This is a genomic window from Pseudomonas sp. NY15356 (assembly GCF_048068175.1).
Lineage (GTDB): Bacteria > Pseudomonadota > Gammaproteobacteria > Pseudomonadales > Pseudomonadaceae > Aquipseudomonas > Aquipseudomonas putida_K.
Window position 1 is genome coordinate 144067 of record NZ_JBLUPW010000007.1, and the last position, 16833, is coordinate 160899.

Here is a 16833-nt window from a genome sequence, read left to right on the forward strand (position 1 = left end):
CTATATACTACCGATCAGATTATCCAAGGCACTCTTTACTTTCGAGGCATCATAAGGATGTCTCAATACAACAATACTTCCCTGCCCGGTGCTTGGCAAATTATTCATTGCCGCCTGATTCCGCACAGTTAATGACGGCAACTTCCTTCCCATATCAGTTTTAGACGCAAGCTCTATGGCGTGCACCCTTCCAGATTTATCAATAGCCATGATATCAGGTCGTCGCCCTGACACTCCTTTACCGTTGGCGAAGTTATATGATCTATTCAAATAGATTTCTTTGAACCTCCCGCTCATGGCCAGCTTATTAGCGATAACCTCAGAGAACTGGTTGTGGCCAGGCGTACCATCTTTCTGACCCTTTCCGAATATCTTGGTTCCATTAACTTCCCGCATTGAGCATGGAGAAAGCCCCAGAGGATCGACCCATGTGATCGGGCTGGGCACATAAGCATATATATTGCTTCCACCTTCTAATCCTATAGGATCCTGTGTAACGAAACGCCCGACTTCCGGATCGTAATACCTAAATAAGTTATAATATAGGTCAATCTCCAAGTCGAAATACTGCCCTTGGAAGCGCAGATTCTGCTCAACCTTATTGACGGCTAATTGATCAATCTCTCCCCACGATCGATACGTCGCCTGCCAAACGATCTCACCTTCGCTATCCGTCAGTTCCAGCGGCGTGCCGATCTGGTCAGTATGGAAGTAGTAGACCCTCTGCTCCTCACCTACCACCTGATCAACTCGCGCCAAGGGCGCATAGCTTCCCGGCTCGTACAAGTACAGGATGTTTTGCCCCGGCGTCTCCTCACGCAGCATCCGTAGCCCTTGCCAGAGGAAGCGTTTCTGTTCGACTTCACCGTTGATTTCTGACTGCTTCGCAACCCGCCGTCCCAGGCTGTCATAGCGATACTCGCCTCGGCTCTCCAGCTTGCCATTGACCAGCGTTTCCGCCCGCACCAACCGGTTTTCGCAATCATAGGCAAAGTGCTGCAGCTTGCTGTGCCCCGAGCGCTTCTCGATCAGGTTGCCCCACGGATCGTAGCGGTACTCCTGGTCCCGCCACTGCTTGATCCGGTTGTCCTTGACCTTGTCGAACTGGCGCGCGTTGAAATCGAGTCGGTTGGCCGCCGCGTCGTAACGAAACTCTTCGCTACCAATCAGCGAGCCGGTATCGCGGCTGCGTAATTGGCCGTTGGCTTCGTATTCGTACTTGATCTCGCCGCGCAGCTTGTCGAGGGTACGTACCAGTTCGCCTGCAGGGTCGTACTGATAACGACGGTGGATGGGGTTATACGCATGCTCCACCAGCAATGAGGTATTGATGCCGGTGTTATGCACCTGCGAGAGCTTGTCGGCTGGCAAGGTCGAGGCGAATTGCCAGGCCTTGCGCCCCATGGCGTCATAGCCAAAGCAACTGGTGAGCTTGCCCTGGGTCCGATACACCTCGCGGTGCAGGTCATCACGCTCCATGTCGCTGATCACCTGACCGTCCAGGTTCAGCTGGTGCAGGTGCCCGCTCCCGTAGTACAGGTGGTTGACCTTGCGGCCATCTGGCAGGGTCAATGTGGTCAGGTTGCTGAGCGGGTCGTACTCGTAACCGAGCGTGCCGGCGGGCGTGATTTCTTTCGTCAGCCGGCCGAGCAGATCGTAGGCGTACTCCAGCTTCTCTTCCGTGACCCCAAGCTGCTTGCCGATCCCGGTCGGTTGCCGCTCGATGCTCAGTAACCGGTCGGCATCGTCGTACGCGAAGGTCTGGCTCGCATCGCGGTTGATCTTGGCGACCAACCGGCCAATGCTGTCACGCTCGAACAGCGTGTGCCGTTCCGGGCGTTCGGCGTTTTCGCCGTAGCCCATCTCATCCAGTCGGGTGAGATGACCACCTTCGTTGTAGGTGAAGCGCCGCGTCAGGTTGTCCACCCGCACTTCTTCGACCAAGCGGTCCGATGCATCGTAGGCAAAGCTATAGGTCGCGTTGTTCTCGTTGACCAACGCGGTCAGGCGAATGGCTTTGTCGTACTCGTAGCGCACCCGCTGCCCTTTGGCGTCCTGGCGGCTGCTGGGCAGGCCTCTTGAAGTGCGCTGCAGGCGGGTGGTCTGGCCCTTGCCGTCGGTGTGCGCGATTACCTGGCCGAGGGGGTTGTAGGTGAAGGTTTCCGAGGTGCCGTCCGGGTGGATGATTTTCAGCACCTCACCGTCCGGCTTGCGCTCCAGCGTGGTGGTCTGGTTCAGCGCGTCGGTGACGGCGACCAAGTGCTGGCGCTCGTCGTAGCGGTAGTAGGTGCTCTTGCCCGAGCAGTCCTCGAAGCGTTCGACCTGGGCGTAGGCGTTCCACCACAGGTACTTGGACTTGAAGTTCGCATCGATGATGGTGTGCGGCAGGCCATCTTCGCCGTTGAGGTATTCGGTTTTGTTGCCTAGTGGGTCGATCTCGGCGACCAGGTTGCCCTTGTCGTCATAGCGGGACTTCCACACGCTGCCATCCGGGAAACGGGTTTCGGTCACCAGTGGCGTCGCAAGGTGGTGCTTGTAGCTGATCTTGCGGCCCAGTGGGTCGGTTTCCTCGACCAGGCGGCCAAAGTCGTCGTACTTGAGCGCCAGCGGGTTACCGTCGGGCAAGGTGAGGCCGACGATGTTGCCGAACGCGTCGAAATCGATCTTGTAGCGTTCGCCACCGAAATCCCGGCTGGCGATGACGCGGTTGTCCTCGTTGTACTGGATCTCCAGTTCGCGGCCCAACACGTCGGTCGCGCAACTGGTACGTTGGCCGAAGTCGTAGCGGAAATGATAATGCTCGCCGTCGCTGGTCCAGTGCTCGACCACGCGCGGTTTACCGTCCTGGGTTTGCCAGCGGTATTCGCACATCAGGCCAAGCGCATTGCTGTGGCGTACCATCAGGCCGTCGGCGTAGTGGAAATGCCGGACGGAATCACCGTTGCGGTTGATGACCTCGATCAGTTGGCCGTTATCGTCATAGCGATAGCGCACCAGGGTTTCCACAGCGCTGTCGCCCACCACGCGTTTGACGTCGGTAAGGCGCCCCAATGGATGGTCGTAGTGCAAGTGGACACGCACAGCGCCTGGTGCTGTGATATCCGTCAGTCTGCCATTTGCGCTGTAGGTAAAATGCAAATAATGGCCCAGCGCATTCTCCAAACGCTGCAAAGGGACTCTGCTATTGTCGTTCGGCACTTCGCCAAAGTAGAAACAAACATTGTCCAGCGTTTGCAGAATGTAGTGCCCACCTGCGGTACGCACGAGGTGGATGTGCTCATGGGGGTTGTAGATGCTTTCGCCGGGCTCCAGATCGATGAACGGAACGCTGCGGCCTTGGTTGTCGGTGAGGTAGACAAAGCCACCCTTGCGGCGCAGATTCTGCTCCCAGGGCAAGATCCAACCCCGCCCCAGCGCGCGCTCTACGGCAAGATCGCTAGCGTAGAAACGAGACCATTCGATAGGCATCAACCCCGGCAACACGAAGTCTGTTTCGTCGCCCAGCAGTTTACGGCCATTGGTCATGTCTACCGGGTTTCCGATAAAGCCACCAATCGCTCGCTCCACGGCGGGGCCAATGATGTAGCGCCCGGCAAGGTAGCTTGCCGCAATCGTGGCGCCTACTCGTAAGGCACAAGGGCCGGCGGCCTTGAGGCCCGCCTGTAGGCCCAGACGGCCGACCGACCAGACCGAGCGCCCCATGGACGCCACGACCATCAATATGTCGACGGTCACCCGTAACCATTCGGGCACCTCCTCGTCCACCGGCAAATAGCGCGTGGTGCCGCCACCGATGTATACGTTGTTCGACCCGCCCGAAATCTTGGCGCCGCAGATCAGCTTGTCGCCCTTGCGCGCAGCAGCAACACCGTTGATGAACACATTCGAGGAGCCCTCCGCCACCCGCACGGTCGCAGGGTGCTTCTCGCACTTTGCAGTACTCGATGTGGCGAGGGCCGCGTTCCGCTGGTTGATGAACACATTCGTCGAACATCCAGCCCGTTCTATCTGTCCAGCCGGTGAACTGAACGTTGAGCCAAATTGCTCGCCCATCATCGGAATCAGGCTAGCGGCCAAGCCGATCGCCGCGCCCAGCAGGAAACCGCCAAAGCCAGCCGTACAGATCATAAAGGCTGCTGCCGTCGCGATCGCAAGCCCAATCACCGCCCCTGCAAGAAATCCGGCCAAAGCACCGGTATGCTCAATTTCATCACCCCAACGCGCAGCTTCGAACATGGTTCAACCCTGCGGTGTGGTTGCTGTGGCGCTGCTCTGGCGAGGCTCGAAGCTGTTCAATAGTGCAAGCCAACTGTCGTTCTGCTTCCCGTTGAAGTCGGCCTGGCTGGTGGTCGAGAAAACCAGGATGCGCCCTGGGGCAACCTCGAATGCGGCCTGGCGTTGATAGACGGGGCGGCCATCGTTGAGGTAATAACCTTCTATCTGGACGCCCATCAGAGGCTGGCTGGAAGATAACTGCGCAGGCTTGCGGGCGAGTACGGTGTAGCCGCGCAGCTTGGACGCGATCAGTTTTACCTGGCGGTCGATATAGGCATCGAGGTTCTCCGCAGGCAGAACGTTGTCTCGCGAAATCGTGATGTTCAACGGTGCGGGGATATTGCTGCCCAAGATGAACATGTTCACCGTCCGATCCTGGAAGCCTTCCGGCAACGTGATGCTGCCTTCCTGAAGCTGATAGTCCATGGGTTTCAAATTCCATTTGAAAGAAAAAATTACTGAGCAGTCATTCCAGCCAGCATGGCCTCGAACTCAATCAGCCAATCGGCCAGGGGCGCCTGGGCTGGGTCGATCTGGGTGGACACCTCGAGCCAGTGGCGGATGTCGCTCTCGTGGGTGATGATCGTGCACACCGTACGCCCGTGCCGGCGCGCTTGGCCAAGCTGGAACTCATAGTCGAGTGCTACTGCCGGGTGCCCTGCCAACAACGATTCGGCCTGGCGTACCAAGGTCAGTTCGGTATGGCAGTCGCGCAGTTTCTTCACACACGCGTCTATGGCCGTGGGCAGTTCCAGGTCATCTGGTGCGCCTCTCAGGCACGCCCTGAACATGACCTCGCAGCCGGCGAACTCCAACGTGGTTTCGAGAGTTCGAAAGCTAAAGGCTGCAGGTACCCGCATATCGAGCCCAGCGATACGTAACGCATTGCTCTGCGCATTCAAGGGCAATGCCTGGACAGGAGCGGGCATCGCGCTCAGGGCTTGGACGGCCTCACGCTCCTGCTCGGCCTGTCGCCGTGCGAGCGCTTCGGCAGCCTCACGCTTTTGGGAAATCCTGTCGTAGATGCTCCTGGTGGCCATCGCTACGCCCCATTCGTTGATATCGACACGGTCACCGCCGTGGCGATTGCTTCGATCGGTTCGGGGTTGCCCAGGTTGTGAAACTTGAACAGGCGACGGTTCTGCGGCGACAGCAGCGCTGCGGCCAGGTCCATGGTCATGCGAGATCTCCTTGAAAGTACGGCCAGCACGCCTATGCGATGCTCAGCTGCTTCGATCCAGCGGGCACATCCCAGCCCGCACTCTGCCTAGCGGAAGCGGCCATCACGATGGGTTCACACGGCGATATGCCACGCGCGGCAGAGAGGCCAAAAGAAAACACCGGTAAAAGCTGCACTGTCAACGTGCTGCGGCCCGTAAACAATTGGCGAAGCAGAGTGGCCAGGTGAAGTCAATTTGACACCACCCATGCATTTTCTTCCCTTCCCGAATAACACTTGGTTTCGGTGAATCGCCTGCTGCAGAGCGGTTTCCAGCTACGCGTCAGCGCACAATAGAAGTGGTTTCCGACCTGCTCATGCCAGCGCCTACCGCGCCCGACACGCACGCGAAGAAAAGTGTTTCATAACGTGGACTGGCGTTCCAAAACGCAATGGCGGATACCTGGCGCTGCGGCTCAACCTTCACCCTGCTCCCTCTCCCGCCGTGTTGAGTTACCATAGCCGCCCCTCTGAGAAGCTCATCATTCAAGCGAAGCACAAGCTTGCTTGACCCCACTCGACAGGTCATCCATGCGTCTGTTTCACACCTCCGACTGGCACCTGGGCCAAAGCCTGCACGGCCAGGAACGCGACTTCGAACATGCCTGCTTCCTCGACTGGCTGCTTGGCCAGCTGCGTCTGCGCCAGCCCGATGCCCTGTTGATCGCCGGCGATATCTTCGACACGGTCAACCCGCCGGTCAAAGCCCAGGAGCGGCTCTACGACTTCATCGTCCAGGCCCATGAGCAACAGCCCAAGCTCGACATCGTGATGATCGCCGGCAACCACGACTCCGGCTCGCGCATCGAGCTGCCCGCGGCCTTGATGCGGCGCCTGCGCACCCACGCGCTGGGGCGGGTGCACTGGCTCGACGAAGGCCTGCTGGATGCCGAGCGACTGCTGATCCCGCTGACCAATGCACGCGGCAAGGTCTGCGCCTGGTGTCTGGCCCTGCCCTTCCTGCGCCCGGCGGAAGTCACCGGGCCGCAGCTGGGCGACGACTACCTGCAAGGCATCACCCAGGTACACCAGCAACTGATCGAAGCCGCCCAGGCCAAGCGCAAGAAGGACCAGGCCCTGGTCGCCATCAGCCATGCACACATGGCCGGCGGCGCAGTGTCCGAGGACTCTGAGCGCAGCCTGGTCATCGGCAACGCCGAAGCCCTGCCGGCGCGCCTGTTCGACAAGGCCATCAGCTATGTCGCCCTGGGCCACCTGCACAAGCCGCAGCGGGTCAATCGCGAGGAACGCATCCGCTACAGCGGCTCGCCGATCCCGCTGTCGTTCGCCGAAATCAACTACCCGCACCAGGTGCTGGAAGTGGAGCTCGATGGCGCCGAGCTGGTCAGCGTCGAGGCCCGCCTGGTACCTCGTGCGGTGGCCCTGCAACGTATCGGCCCGGCACCGCTGGGCGAGCTGCTGCAGCAATTGGCCGACCTGCCGGTGGTCGACCTGCTGGAAGACCCCAACCGCCAGCCCTGGCTGGAGGTGCGGGTGCGCCTGGACGAGCCGCAGCCGGACCTGCGCCAGCAGATCGAAGGCGCCCTGGAGGGCAAGGCCGTGCGCCTGGTGCGCATCAGTGCCGAGTACGCTGGGCGCGGCAGCCAGGACGAGGATGAACGGGCGTTCGTCGAGCTGTCGCAGATGACCCCGCAGGACCTGTTCAGCCGCGCCTGGGAGCAGGCCTATGGCAACCCCGTCGACGAGCAGGCCCTGGCCGACTTCGCCCTGCTCCTGCAGGACGTACAGCAGGAGGAGGTGCAGCCATGAAGATCCTTGCCATTCGCCTGAAGAACCTGGCCTCGCTGGCCGGCCCGATCGACATCGACTTTACCGCCGAGCCCCTGGCCAGCGCTGGCCTGTTCGCCATCACCGGGCCCACCGGCGCTGGCAAGAGCACCTTGCTCGATGCCCTGTGCCTGGCGTTGTTCGGCACCGTGCCACGGCTCAACGATATCGGCCGGGAAGCCAAGGTGCCCGACGCCGATGGCGAGATCGCCACCTACGACCCGCGCAACCTGCTGCGCCGCGGCACCGGCAGCGCGTACGCCGAGGTGGATTTCGTGGGCATCGATGGGCACCGCTACCGCGCCCGCTGGGAAGCCAACCGCGCCCGTGAAAAAGCCAACGGCAAGTTGCAGCTCAGTCGCCAGAGCCTGTACGACCTGGACGCCGAGCAATTGCTGGGCAGCGGCAAGAACGAATACAAGCAGCTGGTCGAGGCGCGCCTGGGCCTGAACTTCGAGCAGTTCACCCGCGCGGTGATGTTGGCCCAGAGCGAGTTCGGCGCCTTCCTCAAGGCCGACGACAAGGACCGCAGCGAACTGCTGGAAAAACTCACCAACACGGCGATCTACACCCGCCTGGGCCAACGCGCCTTCAGCAAAGCCCGCGAGGCCGGCGAAGCGCACAACGACCTGAAGAAACAGGCCGAGCACCTGGTGCCGATGGCCGCCGAAGCCCGCGCCGAGCTCGACCAGCAGCTGGCGCAGGCCCAACAGCAGTTCAAGGCCGGCCAGGCGCGCCAGCGCCAACTGGAACAGCAGCGGGCCTGGTTCGACGAACACAGCAAGCTGCAGGCCCAGCACGCCGAGGCCCAGGCCGCCTTGCTAGCGGCCGAGCAAGGCTGGGAACAACTCGCCGAGCAGCGCCTGGACCTGCAACGTCTGGAACGCCTGGCCCCCCAACGCCACCAGTTCCACCGCCAGCAGGTATTGACCGCACAACTGGCGCCCCTGGCCGCAGAACTCGCCGACCAGCAGCGCCAGCAGGCCGACCTGCAGGTCCGCACCAGCGAACTGGAGCAAGCGCTGGAGGCGGCCCGCCAGGCCCTGGCCCATAACCAGGCCCAGCACAGCGAAAACGCCCCTCTCCTGCGCCAGGCCTTTGCCGCCCAGGACAGCCTGGCACGCCTCGACCAGGCGCTGGCCAGCCAACGCAGCGCCGCCCAGCAGGCTGACCAGGACGTCGCCGACGGCCAGCAGCAGGTGCAGCAGCTCGAGGAACACCAGCAACGCAGCCAGCAGCTCCTGGCGCAGATTGACATGGCGCTGGCCGACAGCGAGCACCTGGCGGGCCTGGCCAGCGCCTGGCAGGCCTACCTGCCGCAACTCAAGCAGGTGATGCAGATCGGGGCGCGCCTGGCCAAGGGCCGTGAAGAGCTGCCCGGCCTGCAGGCCCAGGCCAGCCAGGCCAACGCCCAGCTGCAAAGCCAACGTGACGCCTTCGAGCTGCTGTTCCGCGAAGCCGGGGCCGAACCCCACGCCCTGGCCGAGCAGATCGACCTGCTCGGCGCCATGCTCCAGGACAACCGCAAGCAGCAACGCACGGTCGAGGAGCTGTCGCGCCTGCAGGCCCGCGAACTGGAACTGCGCCAGCGCGTCGCGACCTTGCGCGAGCGCCAGCAGCAGGCCATGCAGCAGCGCCAGCGACTCATCGGCGAAGGCACCGCGGCCAAGGCCGAACTGGAAACCGCCGAGCAGGCACTGGCCCTGACCCGCCAATTGCTGGAACGCCAGCGCCTGGCACGCACCAGCAGCGTGGAAGAACTGCGCGGGCAATTGCGCGATGGCGAACCCTGCCCGGTCTGCGGAAGTGCCGAGCACCCGTTCCACCAGCCAGACGCCCTGCTGCAGAGCCTCGGCCGCCATGACCAGGCCGAAGAGGACGCTGCCCGTGCGCAGGTCGAGCGCCTCAACACCCGCCTGGTGGAGCTGCGGACCGAGCTGGGCGTGGTCAATGCCCAGCTCAAGGACTTCCAGCAACAGCAGGTGCAACTGGGCGAGCAGTTGCAACCCCTTGCCGAACAGCTCCAGGCGCATACCCTGTGGCCGACCCTCGCCCCGCAGGACGACAATGCCCGCCGCACCTGGCTCGACGGCCAGCTGCGTCGCCTGGGCGAAGAGATCGATCGCGACGAAAAACGCCAGGCGGCCCTGCTGGCCCTGCAGAAGGACGCCGCCCGTCTCACCCAGCAGCTGCAGGCGGCAAGCGAGGCCCAGCAACAGGCCCAGCGTCACCTCGAGCAGCAGCACCAGGCCCTGTCCACCGACGAGCAGCAACTGCAACAGGGCTTGAACGACCTGGCCAACGTGCTGCCCCAGGATATCCTCCAGGCCCTGCGCGACGACCCGGCCACGGCCTTCCTCGGCCTCGACCAGCAGATCGCCCAGCGTCGCCAGCAGCTCGAGCAACGCCAGGACGAACAGCAGGAGCAGCAGGCCCGCCAGGTGCAGCTGGACAAGCTGCGCGACCAGCAACAGGCCCGCCTGGCTGCCCAACAGCAGCTCCGGCACACGCTCGCCACGCTGGATGAACAGCGCCAGCAGGCCCTGGCGACCTTAAGTGAACTGCTCGGCGAACAGGCCAGTGCCGAAGCCTGGCAACAGCACATGGACACCCAGCTGGAACAGGCCCGGGTGGTCGAGGCCGAAACGGCCCAACGCCTCCAGGCGCTGCACACCCAGGGCGTGCAACTGGCCAGCGAACTCAAGGCCAACAACCAGCGGCAACAGGCGTTGGAGCAGGAATGCCAGCAGCTGCAGGGTCAGATCAGCCAATGGCGCAGCGAGCACCCGGAGCTGGACGACACCGGCCTGGAACGCCTGCTGGCCATCGACGATGCCCAGCTCGGCGAACTGCGCCTGCGCCTGCAAACCGCGGAGAAGGCCATCGAGCAGAGCCGCGTGCTGCTGCAGGAACGCGAACAACGCCTGCAGCAACATGCCGAGCAGGGCCAGGGCGATCTGGCTGCCGAAGCCCTGCATCAGACCCTGGCCGAAATCGGTCAGCAGTTGGCCCTGCAGGAACAGCAGTGCGCCGAGCTGCGCGCCCGGCAGGCCGACGATCAACGCCGCCAGCAGGCCCACCAGGCCCTGGCCGAACAGATCGAACAGGCCTACCAGCAATGGCAACGCTGGGCACGCCTGAACGCCCTGATCGGCTCAGCCTCGGGGGACGTGTTCCGCAAGATCGCCCAGGGCTACAACCTCGACCTGCTGCTGCACCACGCCAACAGCCAACTGCGCCAGTTGGCCAAGCGCTACCGCCTCAAGCGCGGCGGCAGTGCCCTGGGCCTGCTGGTGCTGGACACCGAAATGGGCGACGAGCTGCGCTCGGTGCATTCGCTCTCCGGTGGCGAGACCTTCCTGGTGTCGCTGGCCCTGGCCCTGGGCCTGGCCTCCATGGCCTCGAGCACCTTGCGCATCGAGTCGCTGTTCATCGACGAGGGCTTCGGCAGCCTGGACCCCGAATCGCTGCAGCTGGCCATGGATGCCCTCGACGGGCTGCAGGCCCAGGGGCGCAAGGTAGCGGTGATTTCCCATGTGCAGGAAATGCACGAGCGCATCCCGGTGCAGATCCAGGTGCGTCGCCAGGGCAATGGCTTGAGTGACGTGGAGGTGTGCGGGTGATTCTCTACTCGTTCCGTCGCTGCCCTTGGGCCATGCGCGCACGCCTGGCATTACGCTATGCAGGCTGCCCGGTGGAGGTCCGCGAGGTGGCAATGAAGAACAAGCCGGCCGAGCTGCTGGCCTTGTCGCCCAAAGGCACGGTGCCGGTGCTCGATACCGGTGCCGGGGTGCTGGAGGAAAGCCTGGACATCATGCGCTGGGCGCTGGCCCAGAACGACCCACAGGACTGGCGCCTGCAGGCCGACCCGGGCGGCGCGCAACAGGCCGAGGCCTTGATCGCGCGTAACGACCGGGACTTCAAGGTACACGTGAACCTGTACAAGTACGCCGAGCGTTACCCCGACCACTCGCGGGCGTTCTATCGTCAGCAGGCCGAACCGTGGCTGGTCGAGCTCGAAGGGTTGCTCGAAGGCCGGCCCTACCTCTTGGCCGACCATCCGAGCTTGGTCGACGCCGCCCTGCTCCCGCTGATGCGCCAGTTTGCCGGGGTGGAACCTGACTGGTTCGCCGAAGCGCCCTACCCCCGGTTGCGCAGCTGGTTGCAAGGGTGGCTCGAATCGGCGTTGTTCAAGGCCATCATGGCGCGCTGAACAGCCCTATAGGTATACCCCCTGGCGTTTCGAGCATTTCAGATCGCCAGGATCGGCGAAGAGAACAGCAACAGCACCACCGCCGCGATACGCCACATCATGCTTCACCTCTCGCGAGTCAAAAATACAGCGTCAAATTCAAACACATGGCGTTGTGCTATTACCAGCCTTTTCAATCCAATCGAGGGTCACTCGAGAAACTTGAGATCCGATGGCGCATCCTGGGCCAGTTTCTGCACGGTTTCGCCCAGCTTGCCGCTACGCGGGTCGCGGCGCAGGACCACGATCTGGTTGCTCTTCTGGTTGGCCACCAACAGGAATTTGCCGCTGGGGTCGAGGCTGAACTCCCGTGGGTGGTCGCCTTCGACGGAGCGGCGTTGCAACAGGGTCAGCTGGCCATCGTGCTTGTCGACCGCGTAGGCCACGATCTCGTTGCTGGTACCGCGGTTGCTGACATACAGGAAGCGCCCGTCGGCCGACAGGTGCAGCCCGCCGGCGGCCTTGGCCGCGGCCTCCTGCCGCTCGGTCAGGGGCAGGCGTTGGCGTTCCACCAGGTTGCCGTCCTGCACGTCGAACATCACCACCTCGGCGCTCATCTCCAGGGTGAGGTAGGCGTGCCGGCCCTTGGCATCGAACAGCAGATGTCGCGGGCCGCTGCCTGGCGGCAGGCTGACCGACGCGGGAATCGCCGGGCTCAGCGGATGCTCGGGGCTGGCCCCGTCGTAGCGGTAGATGAACACCTGGTCGGCACCCAGGTCGCTGGCATAGAGGTGACGGCCTTCGGGCGAGAATACCACCGAATGCACATGGGCCCCGGCCTGGCGCTCGGGGTTGACCTTGCTGGGCGCATGGCGCAATTGCTGGACCACGCCCTTGAGCTTGCCGTCGCGTGCCACCGGGAGCACCGTCAGGCTGCCGCCCGGCTCCGGCGCGACGGCATAGTTGGCAACGAACAGGTAACGCTGGTCATGGCTGAGGCTGGCGTGGGTCGGTTCGTCGCCACGGCTGGCCACTTGGTTGAGCAGCTTGATGTCACCCTTGGCATTCAGCGAAAAGCTGCTCACCTGGCCCTGGGGCGTTTCATTGACCGCGAACAGCAGGCGCTGGTCGGCGGACAGCACCAGCCAGGACGGGCTGACACTCTTGACCACCTGCAACGGCTTGGCATCGACCTGGCCGCTGTCGCTGTCGAAGCGGTAGCGGTAGATCCCTTGGCTGGCACCGTCGGTGTAGCTGCCAACGAGCAGTACCGCGGCATGACTGTTCACTGTCAGGCCCATGAGACTAGCGGCCAGCAGGCTCTTCCAGGTCTTCATCATCGTCATCTTCCGAAGCGCGCAGGGCATCCATACAGACTAGCCGATGCTCGCCTTCGGCATCGGCGAGCCGCCACTGGTCGCCCTCGGCGATGGCAGCGGCCACTTGTTCGGGGGTGAAGCGCCAGCGACGCAGCTGGCGACCGTCCATGCATTCGATCGAAAGGCCTGAGTCGTCGTAGGTGAAGTCGAAGGCGTGGAGCCCGTCGATCAGCAGCATGTCGCAGGCTGCGAGGGCGGTGGCGAGGGAAGACATTGGAGCACCAGGTAAAAAGTGGGGCGCCAGTATAACCCCGGGCCTGCTGTGCAGCCCAATCGCCAGCAAGCCGGCCCCACAGGGATTTCGCAAGTCTTGAGAGCGGCGCAATCTCGGTGGGAGCCGGCTTGCCGGCGATTGGGCCGCAAGGCGGCCCCGTGTGGATCAATGGGCGAAGATCGACCCGCCCACCTTGCCCGCCAGCTTCTGCGGCTTGATCAGGAACCGCGCCAGCGCCGGCAGCAGCCACAGCGCGCCAAACATGTTCCACAGCAACATGAAGGTCAGCATCAGGCCCATGTCGGCCTGGAACTTGATCGCCGAGAAGATCCAGGTGCACACGCCGATGGCCAGGCACAGCCCGGTGAACAGCACGGCCTTGCCGGTCGACCGCAGGGTTTCGTAATAGGCCTCCTGCAGCGGCAGGCCGGCACGCAGGAAGCTCTCCAGGCGGCTGTAGATGTAGATGCCGTAGTCCACGCCGATACCTACGCCCAGGGCGACCACCGGCAAGGTGGCGACCTTCACGCCGATGCCCATGAACGCCATCAGGGCGTTGCCCAGCACCGAGGTCAGCACCAGGGGCAGGACGATGCACAGGGTCGCGGCGAGTGAGCGGAAGGTGATCAGGCACATCACCGCCACGCACAGGTAGACCAGCACCAGGATGGTCAGCTCGGCCGACTTGATCACCTCGTTGGTGGCCGCTTCGATGCCGGCATTACCCGCCGCCAGGAGGAACTGCAGGCCATCCTTGTTGTGACTGTCGGCAAAGGCCTTGGCCACCGAGGTCACGCGCTCCAGGGTCTCGGCCTTGTGGTCGTTGAGGAACACCAGCACCGGCGCCAGGGAACAGTCGGCGTTGTACAGGCCGTCGGCACGGGCGATGGAGTTGTTGAGCACGTCCGGGTTGCGCGACAGGGTCTCCCATTTCAGGCTGCCCTCGTTCATGCCCTTGATCACCTGCTTGGACACGGTGACCAGGGAAATCGCCGACTGCACGCCCGGGGTGTTCTCCATGGTCCACATCAGCTCGTCGATCGGCGCCATGGTGGAATGGATCGAGCAGCTCTCCGACGGCGTCTTGACCATGATCACCAGCACGTCGGAACTGGTGGAGTAGTTGTTGATGATGAAGTTGTTGTCCTGGTTGTAGCGTGAGTCCGGACGCAGCTCCGGCGCGCCCTGGTCGAGGTCGCCGATCTTCAGGTTCTGGCTGTACCACAGGCCACCGGCGAAGGCCGCCAGGGCCAGGGCGATGGACACCGGCGCCACCTTGGGGCTGGCGAAATTGGCCAGCAGGCGCCAGAACGGATGTTCGCGGGTCGCGTCCTTCTTGCTGCGGGCGATGGCCTTCTGGCTGATGCCCACATAGGAGATCGCCACCGGCAGCAGGATCAGGTTGGTGAAGACGATCACCGCCACGCCGATCGACGCACCGATGGCCAGCTCGCGGATCACCCCGATGTCGATCACCAGCAAAGTGATGAAGCCCACGGCGTCGGCCAGGATGGCGATCATGCCCGGCAGGAACAGCTGGCGGAACGTGCGCCGAGCTGCGGTCAGAGCATTGTCGGCACCGCTGGACTGCAAGGCGATACCGTTGATCTTCTGCACGCCGTGGGAGATGCCGATGGCGAAGATCAGGAACGGCACCAGCATCGAATACGGGTCCAGCCCGAAGCCCACCGCATGCATCAACCCCAGTTGCCAGACCACCGCCACCAGGGTGGTGATAAGGACCGCGATGGTGCTGCGGATGCACCAGGTGAACCAGTACAGCAAGGCCCAGGTGATGGCCAGGGCCACGCCGAAGAACATCACCACCATCACCAGACCGTCGATCAGGTCACCGACCTTCTTGGCGAAGCCGACGATATGCACCTTCACGTTGGGGTTCTGGGCCTGGAACTTGTCGCGGATCTTCTCTTCCAGCTGGTGGGAGAACTGCTGGTAGTCGAGCTTGACCTGCTTGCTCTGGTCCTGTGGGTCCGGGTAGCTCTCCATCAACGGCACGTCGACGATGCTGGACTTGAAGTTGTTGGCCACCAGGCGCCCGACCTGGCCGGACTTGAGCACGTTGTCGCGCAGCTCCTCGAGGCTTTGCGCCGAGCCGTTGTAGGTGTTGGGGATCACCTCGCCGCCGGCGAAACCGTCTTCGGTGACCTCGGTCCAGCGCACCGCCGGGCTCCACAGCGACTTGAGTCCCGCACGGTCGACGCCAGGAATGTAGAAGACCTCGTCGTGGATCTGGCGCAGGGTCTCCATGTAGTCCTTGTCGAAGATATCGCCATTGACCGCCTCCACCGAGATACGCACGGTGTTGCCAAGGTTGGCCAGGTCGTTGCGGTGCTCGATCATCTGTTCGATGAACGGGTGCTGCAGCGGGATCATCTTCTCGAAGCTGGTGGACGGGCGGATCTGCGTGGCCTGCCAGAACAGGAAGATGCTCACCAGCAGGCACAGGGCAATGACCACCGGCCGGTTGTTGAAGATCAGCCGCTCGAGCAGGGTGGCCTTGTCCTGATGGTGTTGCTGGTGCATGTCGAAGCTCTCCCGGCTGGTCATGGCTGCACCTCCTCGGCGCCCTGGGCAGTGGCCAGGTGCACCCCGCCCTGCCCGACCAGCAGCAAGCCGCCGTCGGCAAGGCCCGTGGCAGCCGACAAGGCGATGCGGTCGGCGCGGTTGTAGACCGAGAAGCTCTGGCCGTCATCCTGGCTGCGCAACACGCTGCCACTGTTACCCACCAGCACCAGGCTGCCATCTTCCAGAAGCGTAGCGCTTGCCAGGCCGAACTCGAATGGGCCGCGGGCGGTCTTGAGCGGGATCGGTTGCCAGGTATCGCCGAAATCGGTGGAGCGCAGCAGGTTGCCGCGCAGGCCATAGGCCAGCAGGGTGCGCGCCTGGGTGGTGCCGATCACGCCGAACAGCGACCCCTCGTAGGGACTCTGGACCACGGACCAGCTCTGGCCGTTATCGCTGGAGCGGAACATGCTGCCCTGCTCGCCGACGATGAACAGGCCGGCATCCTTGACCTGGGCGATGGCGTTCAGGTGCAGCTGGTCGGGGTTGTCCAGGCGCTCGCCGATGTCCTGCCAATGCTGGCCACCATCGGTGGTCTCGAGCAATGCGCCATAGGCGCCGACGGCGAAACCGTGCTGGGCGTCGAGGAAGGCGACATCGAGCAGGGGCGCCTCGCGGGCGAGGTCTTCAAACTGCTTGCTCCAGGTGGCGCCACCATCGTTGCTGGCCAGCACCTGAGCGTCATGACCGACGGCCCAGCCACGCTTGTCGTCGAGGAAGAACACGGCGGTGAGCAGTTGACGGGTGGGTACCCGGGCCTGGGCCCAGGTCTTGCCCTGGTCGTCGGAGAACAGGATATGGCCCCGGTCGCCGACCACCACCAGCCGCTTGCCGGCATGGGCGACATCGATCAGCAGGCTCTGGCTGGCCCGCGCCGACTCCACCGAATACTCCTCGGCCGCCGCGGCTCGTGCACCCCCTGCTCCTGTCGCCAACGCCAACGCCAGCAGCGCACTGGCCGCCAGCGGCCAGGCACCGCGCCTGGCTTGCGCCATCACCCGATCCGTCATGATCGCCCCCTGTTGTGTTCTTGTAGTGGGTCAATCTATTGCCAGGTACTGCGAAAAGCCTGTTCCAGAGCCCTGCAATAGCTTTGGGGCCATCGTATCGGGGTTATCGGCGGGAAGACAACGAGCGGGACGTTATGTTTTGTTAAGCACTCGAAAGCATCGCGGGGCAAGCC

General features: G+C 63.2%; 10 protein-coding genes and 1 pseudogene. 3 read left to right on the forward strand and 8 right to left on the reverse strand.

What is annotated here, in order from left to right:
- From ACNFCI_RS08310 to ACNFCI_RS08325, 4 genes and pseudogenes are all read right to left on the reverse strand, one after another.
- Entirely contained in the window at positions 1-4236 is a 4236-nt protein-coding gene (locus ACNFCI_RS08310; RefSeq protein ID WP_368829237.1) for an RHS repeat-associated core domain-containing protein, read from the reverse strand.
- 3 nt (positions 4237-4239) lie between these two features.
- Complete coding sequence (locus ACNFCI_RS08315) at positions 4240-4701, reverse strand: DcrB-related protein (protein WP_368829238.1); 462 nt, start codon at positions 4699-4701, stop codon at positions 4240-4242.
- Positions 4702-4730: 29 nt separating this feature from the next.
- Positions 4731-5315, reverse strand: a complete 585-nt coding sequence (locus ACNFCI_RS08320; protein ID WP_368829239.1) for a hypothetical protein — start codon at positions 5313-5315, stop codon at positions 4731-4733.
- Between the two features lie 59 nt (positions 5316-5374).
- Positions 5375-5455: pseudogene (locus tag ACNFCI_RS08325) on the reverse strand (Rhs element Vgr protein); the annotation flags it as partial.
- Between the two features lie 570 nt (positions 5456-6025).
- Between ACNFCI_RS08325 and ACNFCI_RS08330 the strand changes: the two are divergent.
- The 3 genes from ACNFCI_RS08330 to ACNFCI_RS08340 are packed head-to-tail and all read left to right on the forward strand — an operon-like array spanning position 6026 to position 11495.
- Positions 6026-7264: an exonuclease SbcCD subunit D C-terminal domain-containing protein gene (locus ACNFCI_RS08330; RefSeq protein ID WP_368829240.1), complete on the forward strand. Its 1239-nt coding sequence runs from the start codon at positions 6026-6028 to the stop codon at positions 7262-7264.
- A complete protein-coding gene (locus tag ACNFCI_RS08335; protein WP_368829241.1) occupies positions 7261-10905 on the forward strand; it encodes an AAA family ATPase in 3645 nt (1214 codons plus the stop codon). The genes ACNFCI_RS08330 and ACNFCI_RS08335 overlap by 4 nt, the downstream gene beginning before the upstream one ends.
- Positions 10902-11495 (forward strand): glutathione S-transferase, encoded by a 594-nt coding sequence (locus tag ACNFCI_RS08340; RefSeq protein ID WP_324815249.1) that lies wholly within the window; start codon positions 10902-10904, stop codon positions 11493-11495. Before ACNFCI_RS08335 ends, ACNFCI_RS08340 begins: the two co-directional genes overlap by 4 nt.
- Positions 11496-11683: 188 nt before the next feature.
- Here ACNFCI_RS08340 and ACNFCI_RS08345 read toward each other — a convergent pair whose 3' ends face one another.
- From ACNFCI_RS08345 to ACNFCI_RS08360, 4 genes are all read right to left on the reverse strand, one after another.
- The gene (locus ACNFCI_RS08345) at positions 11684-12814 is read right to left on the reverse strand and encodes a lactonase family protein (RefSeq protein ID WP_368829242.1); all 1131 of its coding nucleotides are present in this window, start codon (positions 12812-12814) and stop codon (positions 11684-11686) included.
- Positions 12780-13067, reverse strand: a complete 288-nt coding sequence (locus tag ACNFCI_RS08350; RefSeq protein WP_084855079.1) for a DUF5629 family protein — start codon at positions 13065-13067, stop codon at positions 12780-12782. The genes ACNFCI_RS08345 and ACNFCI_RS08350 overlap by 35 nt, the downstream gene beginning before the upstream one ends.
- 165 nt (positions 13068-13232) lie before the next feature.
- The gene (locus ACNFCI_RS08355) at positions 13233-15635 is read right to left on the reverse strand and encodes an RND family transporter (protein ID WP_368829243.1); all 2403 of its coding nucleotides are present in this window, start codon (positions 15633-15635) and stop codon (positions 13233-13235) included.
- On the reverse strand, positions 15632-16645 hold the full coding sequence (locus ACNFCI_RS08360) for a WD40/YVTN/BNR-like repeat-containing protein (protein WP_416767818.1): 1014 nt from the start codon (positions 16643-16645) through the stop codon (positions 15632-15634). Before ACNFCI_RS08360 ends, ACNFCI_RS08355 begins: the two co-directional genes overlap by 4 nt.
- Positions 16646-16833: the final 188 nt, after the last annotated feature.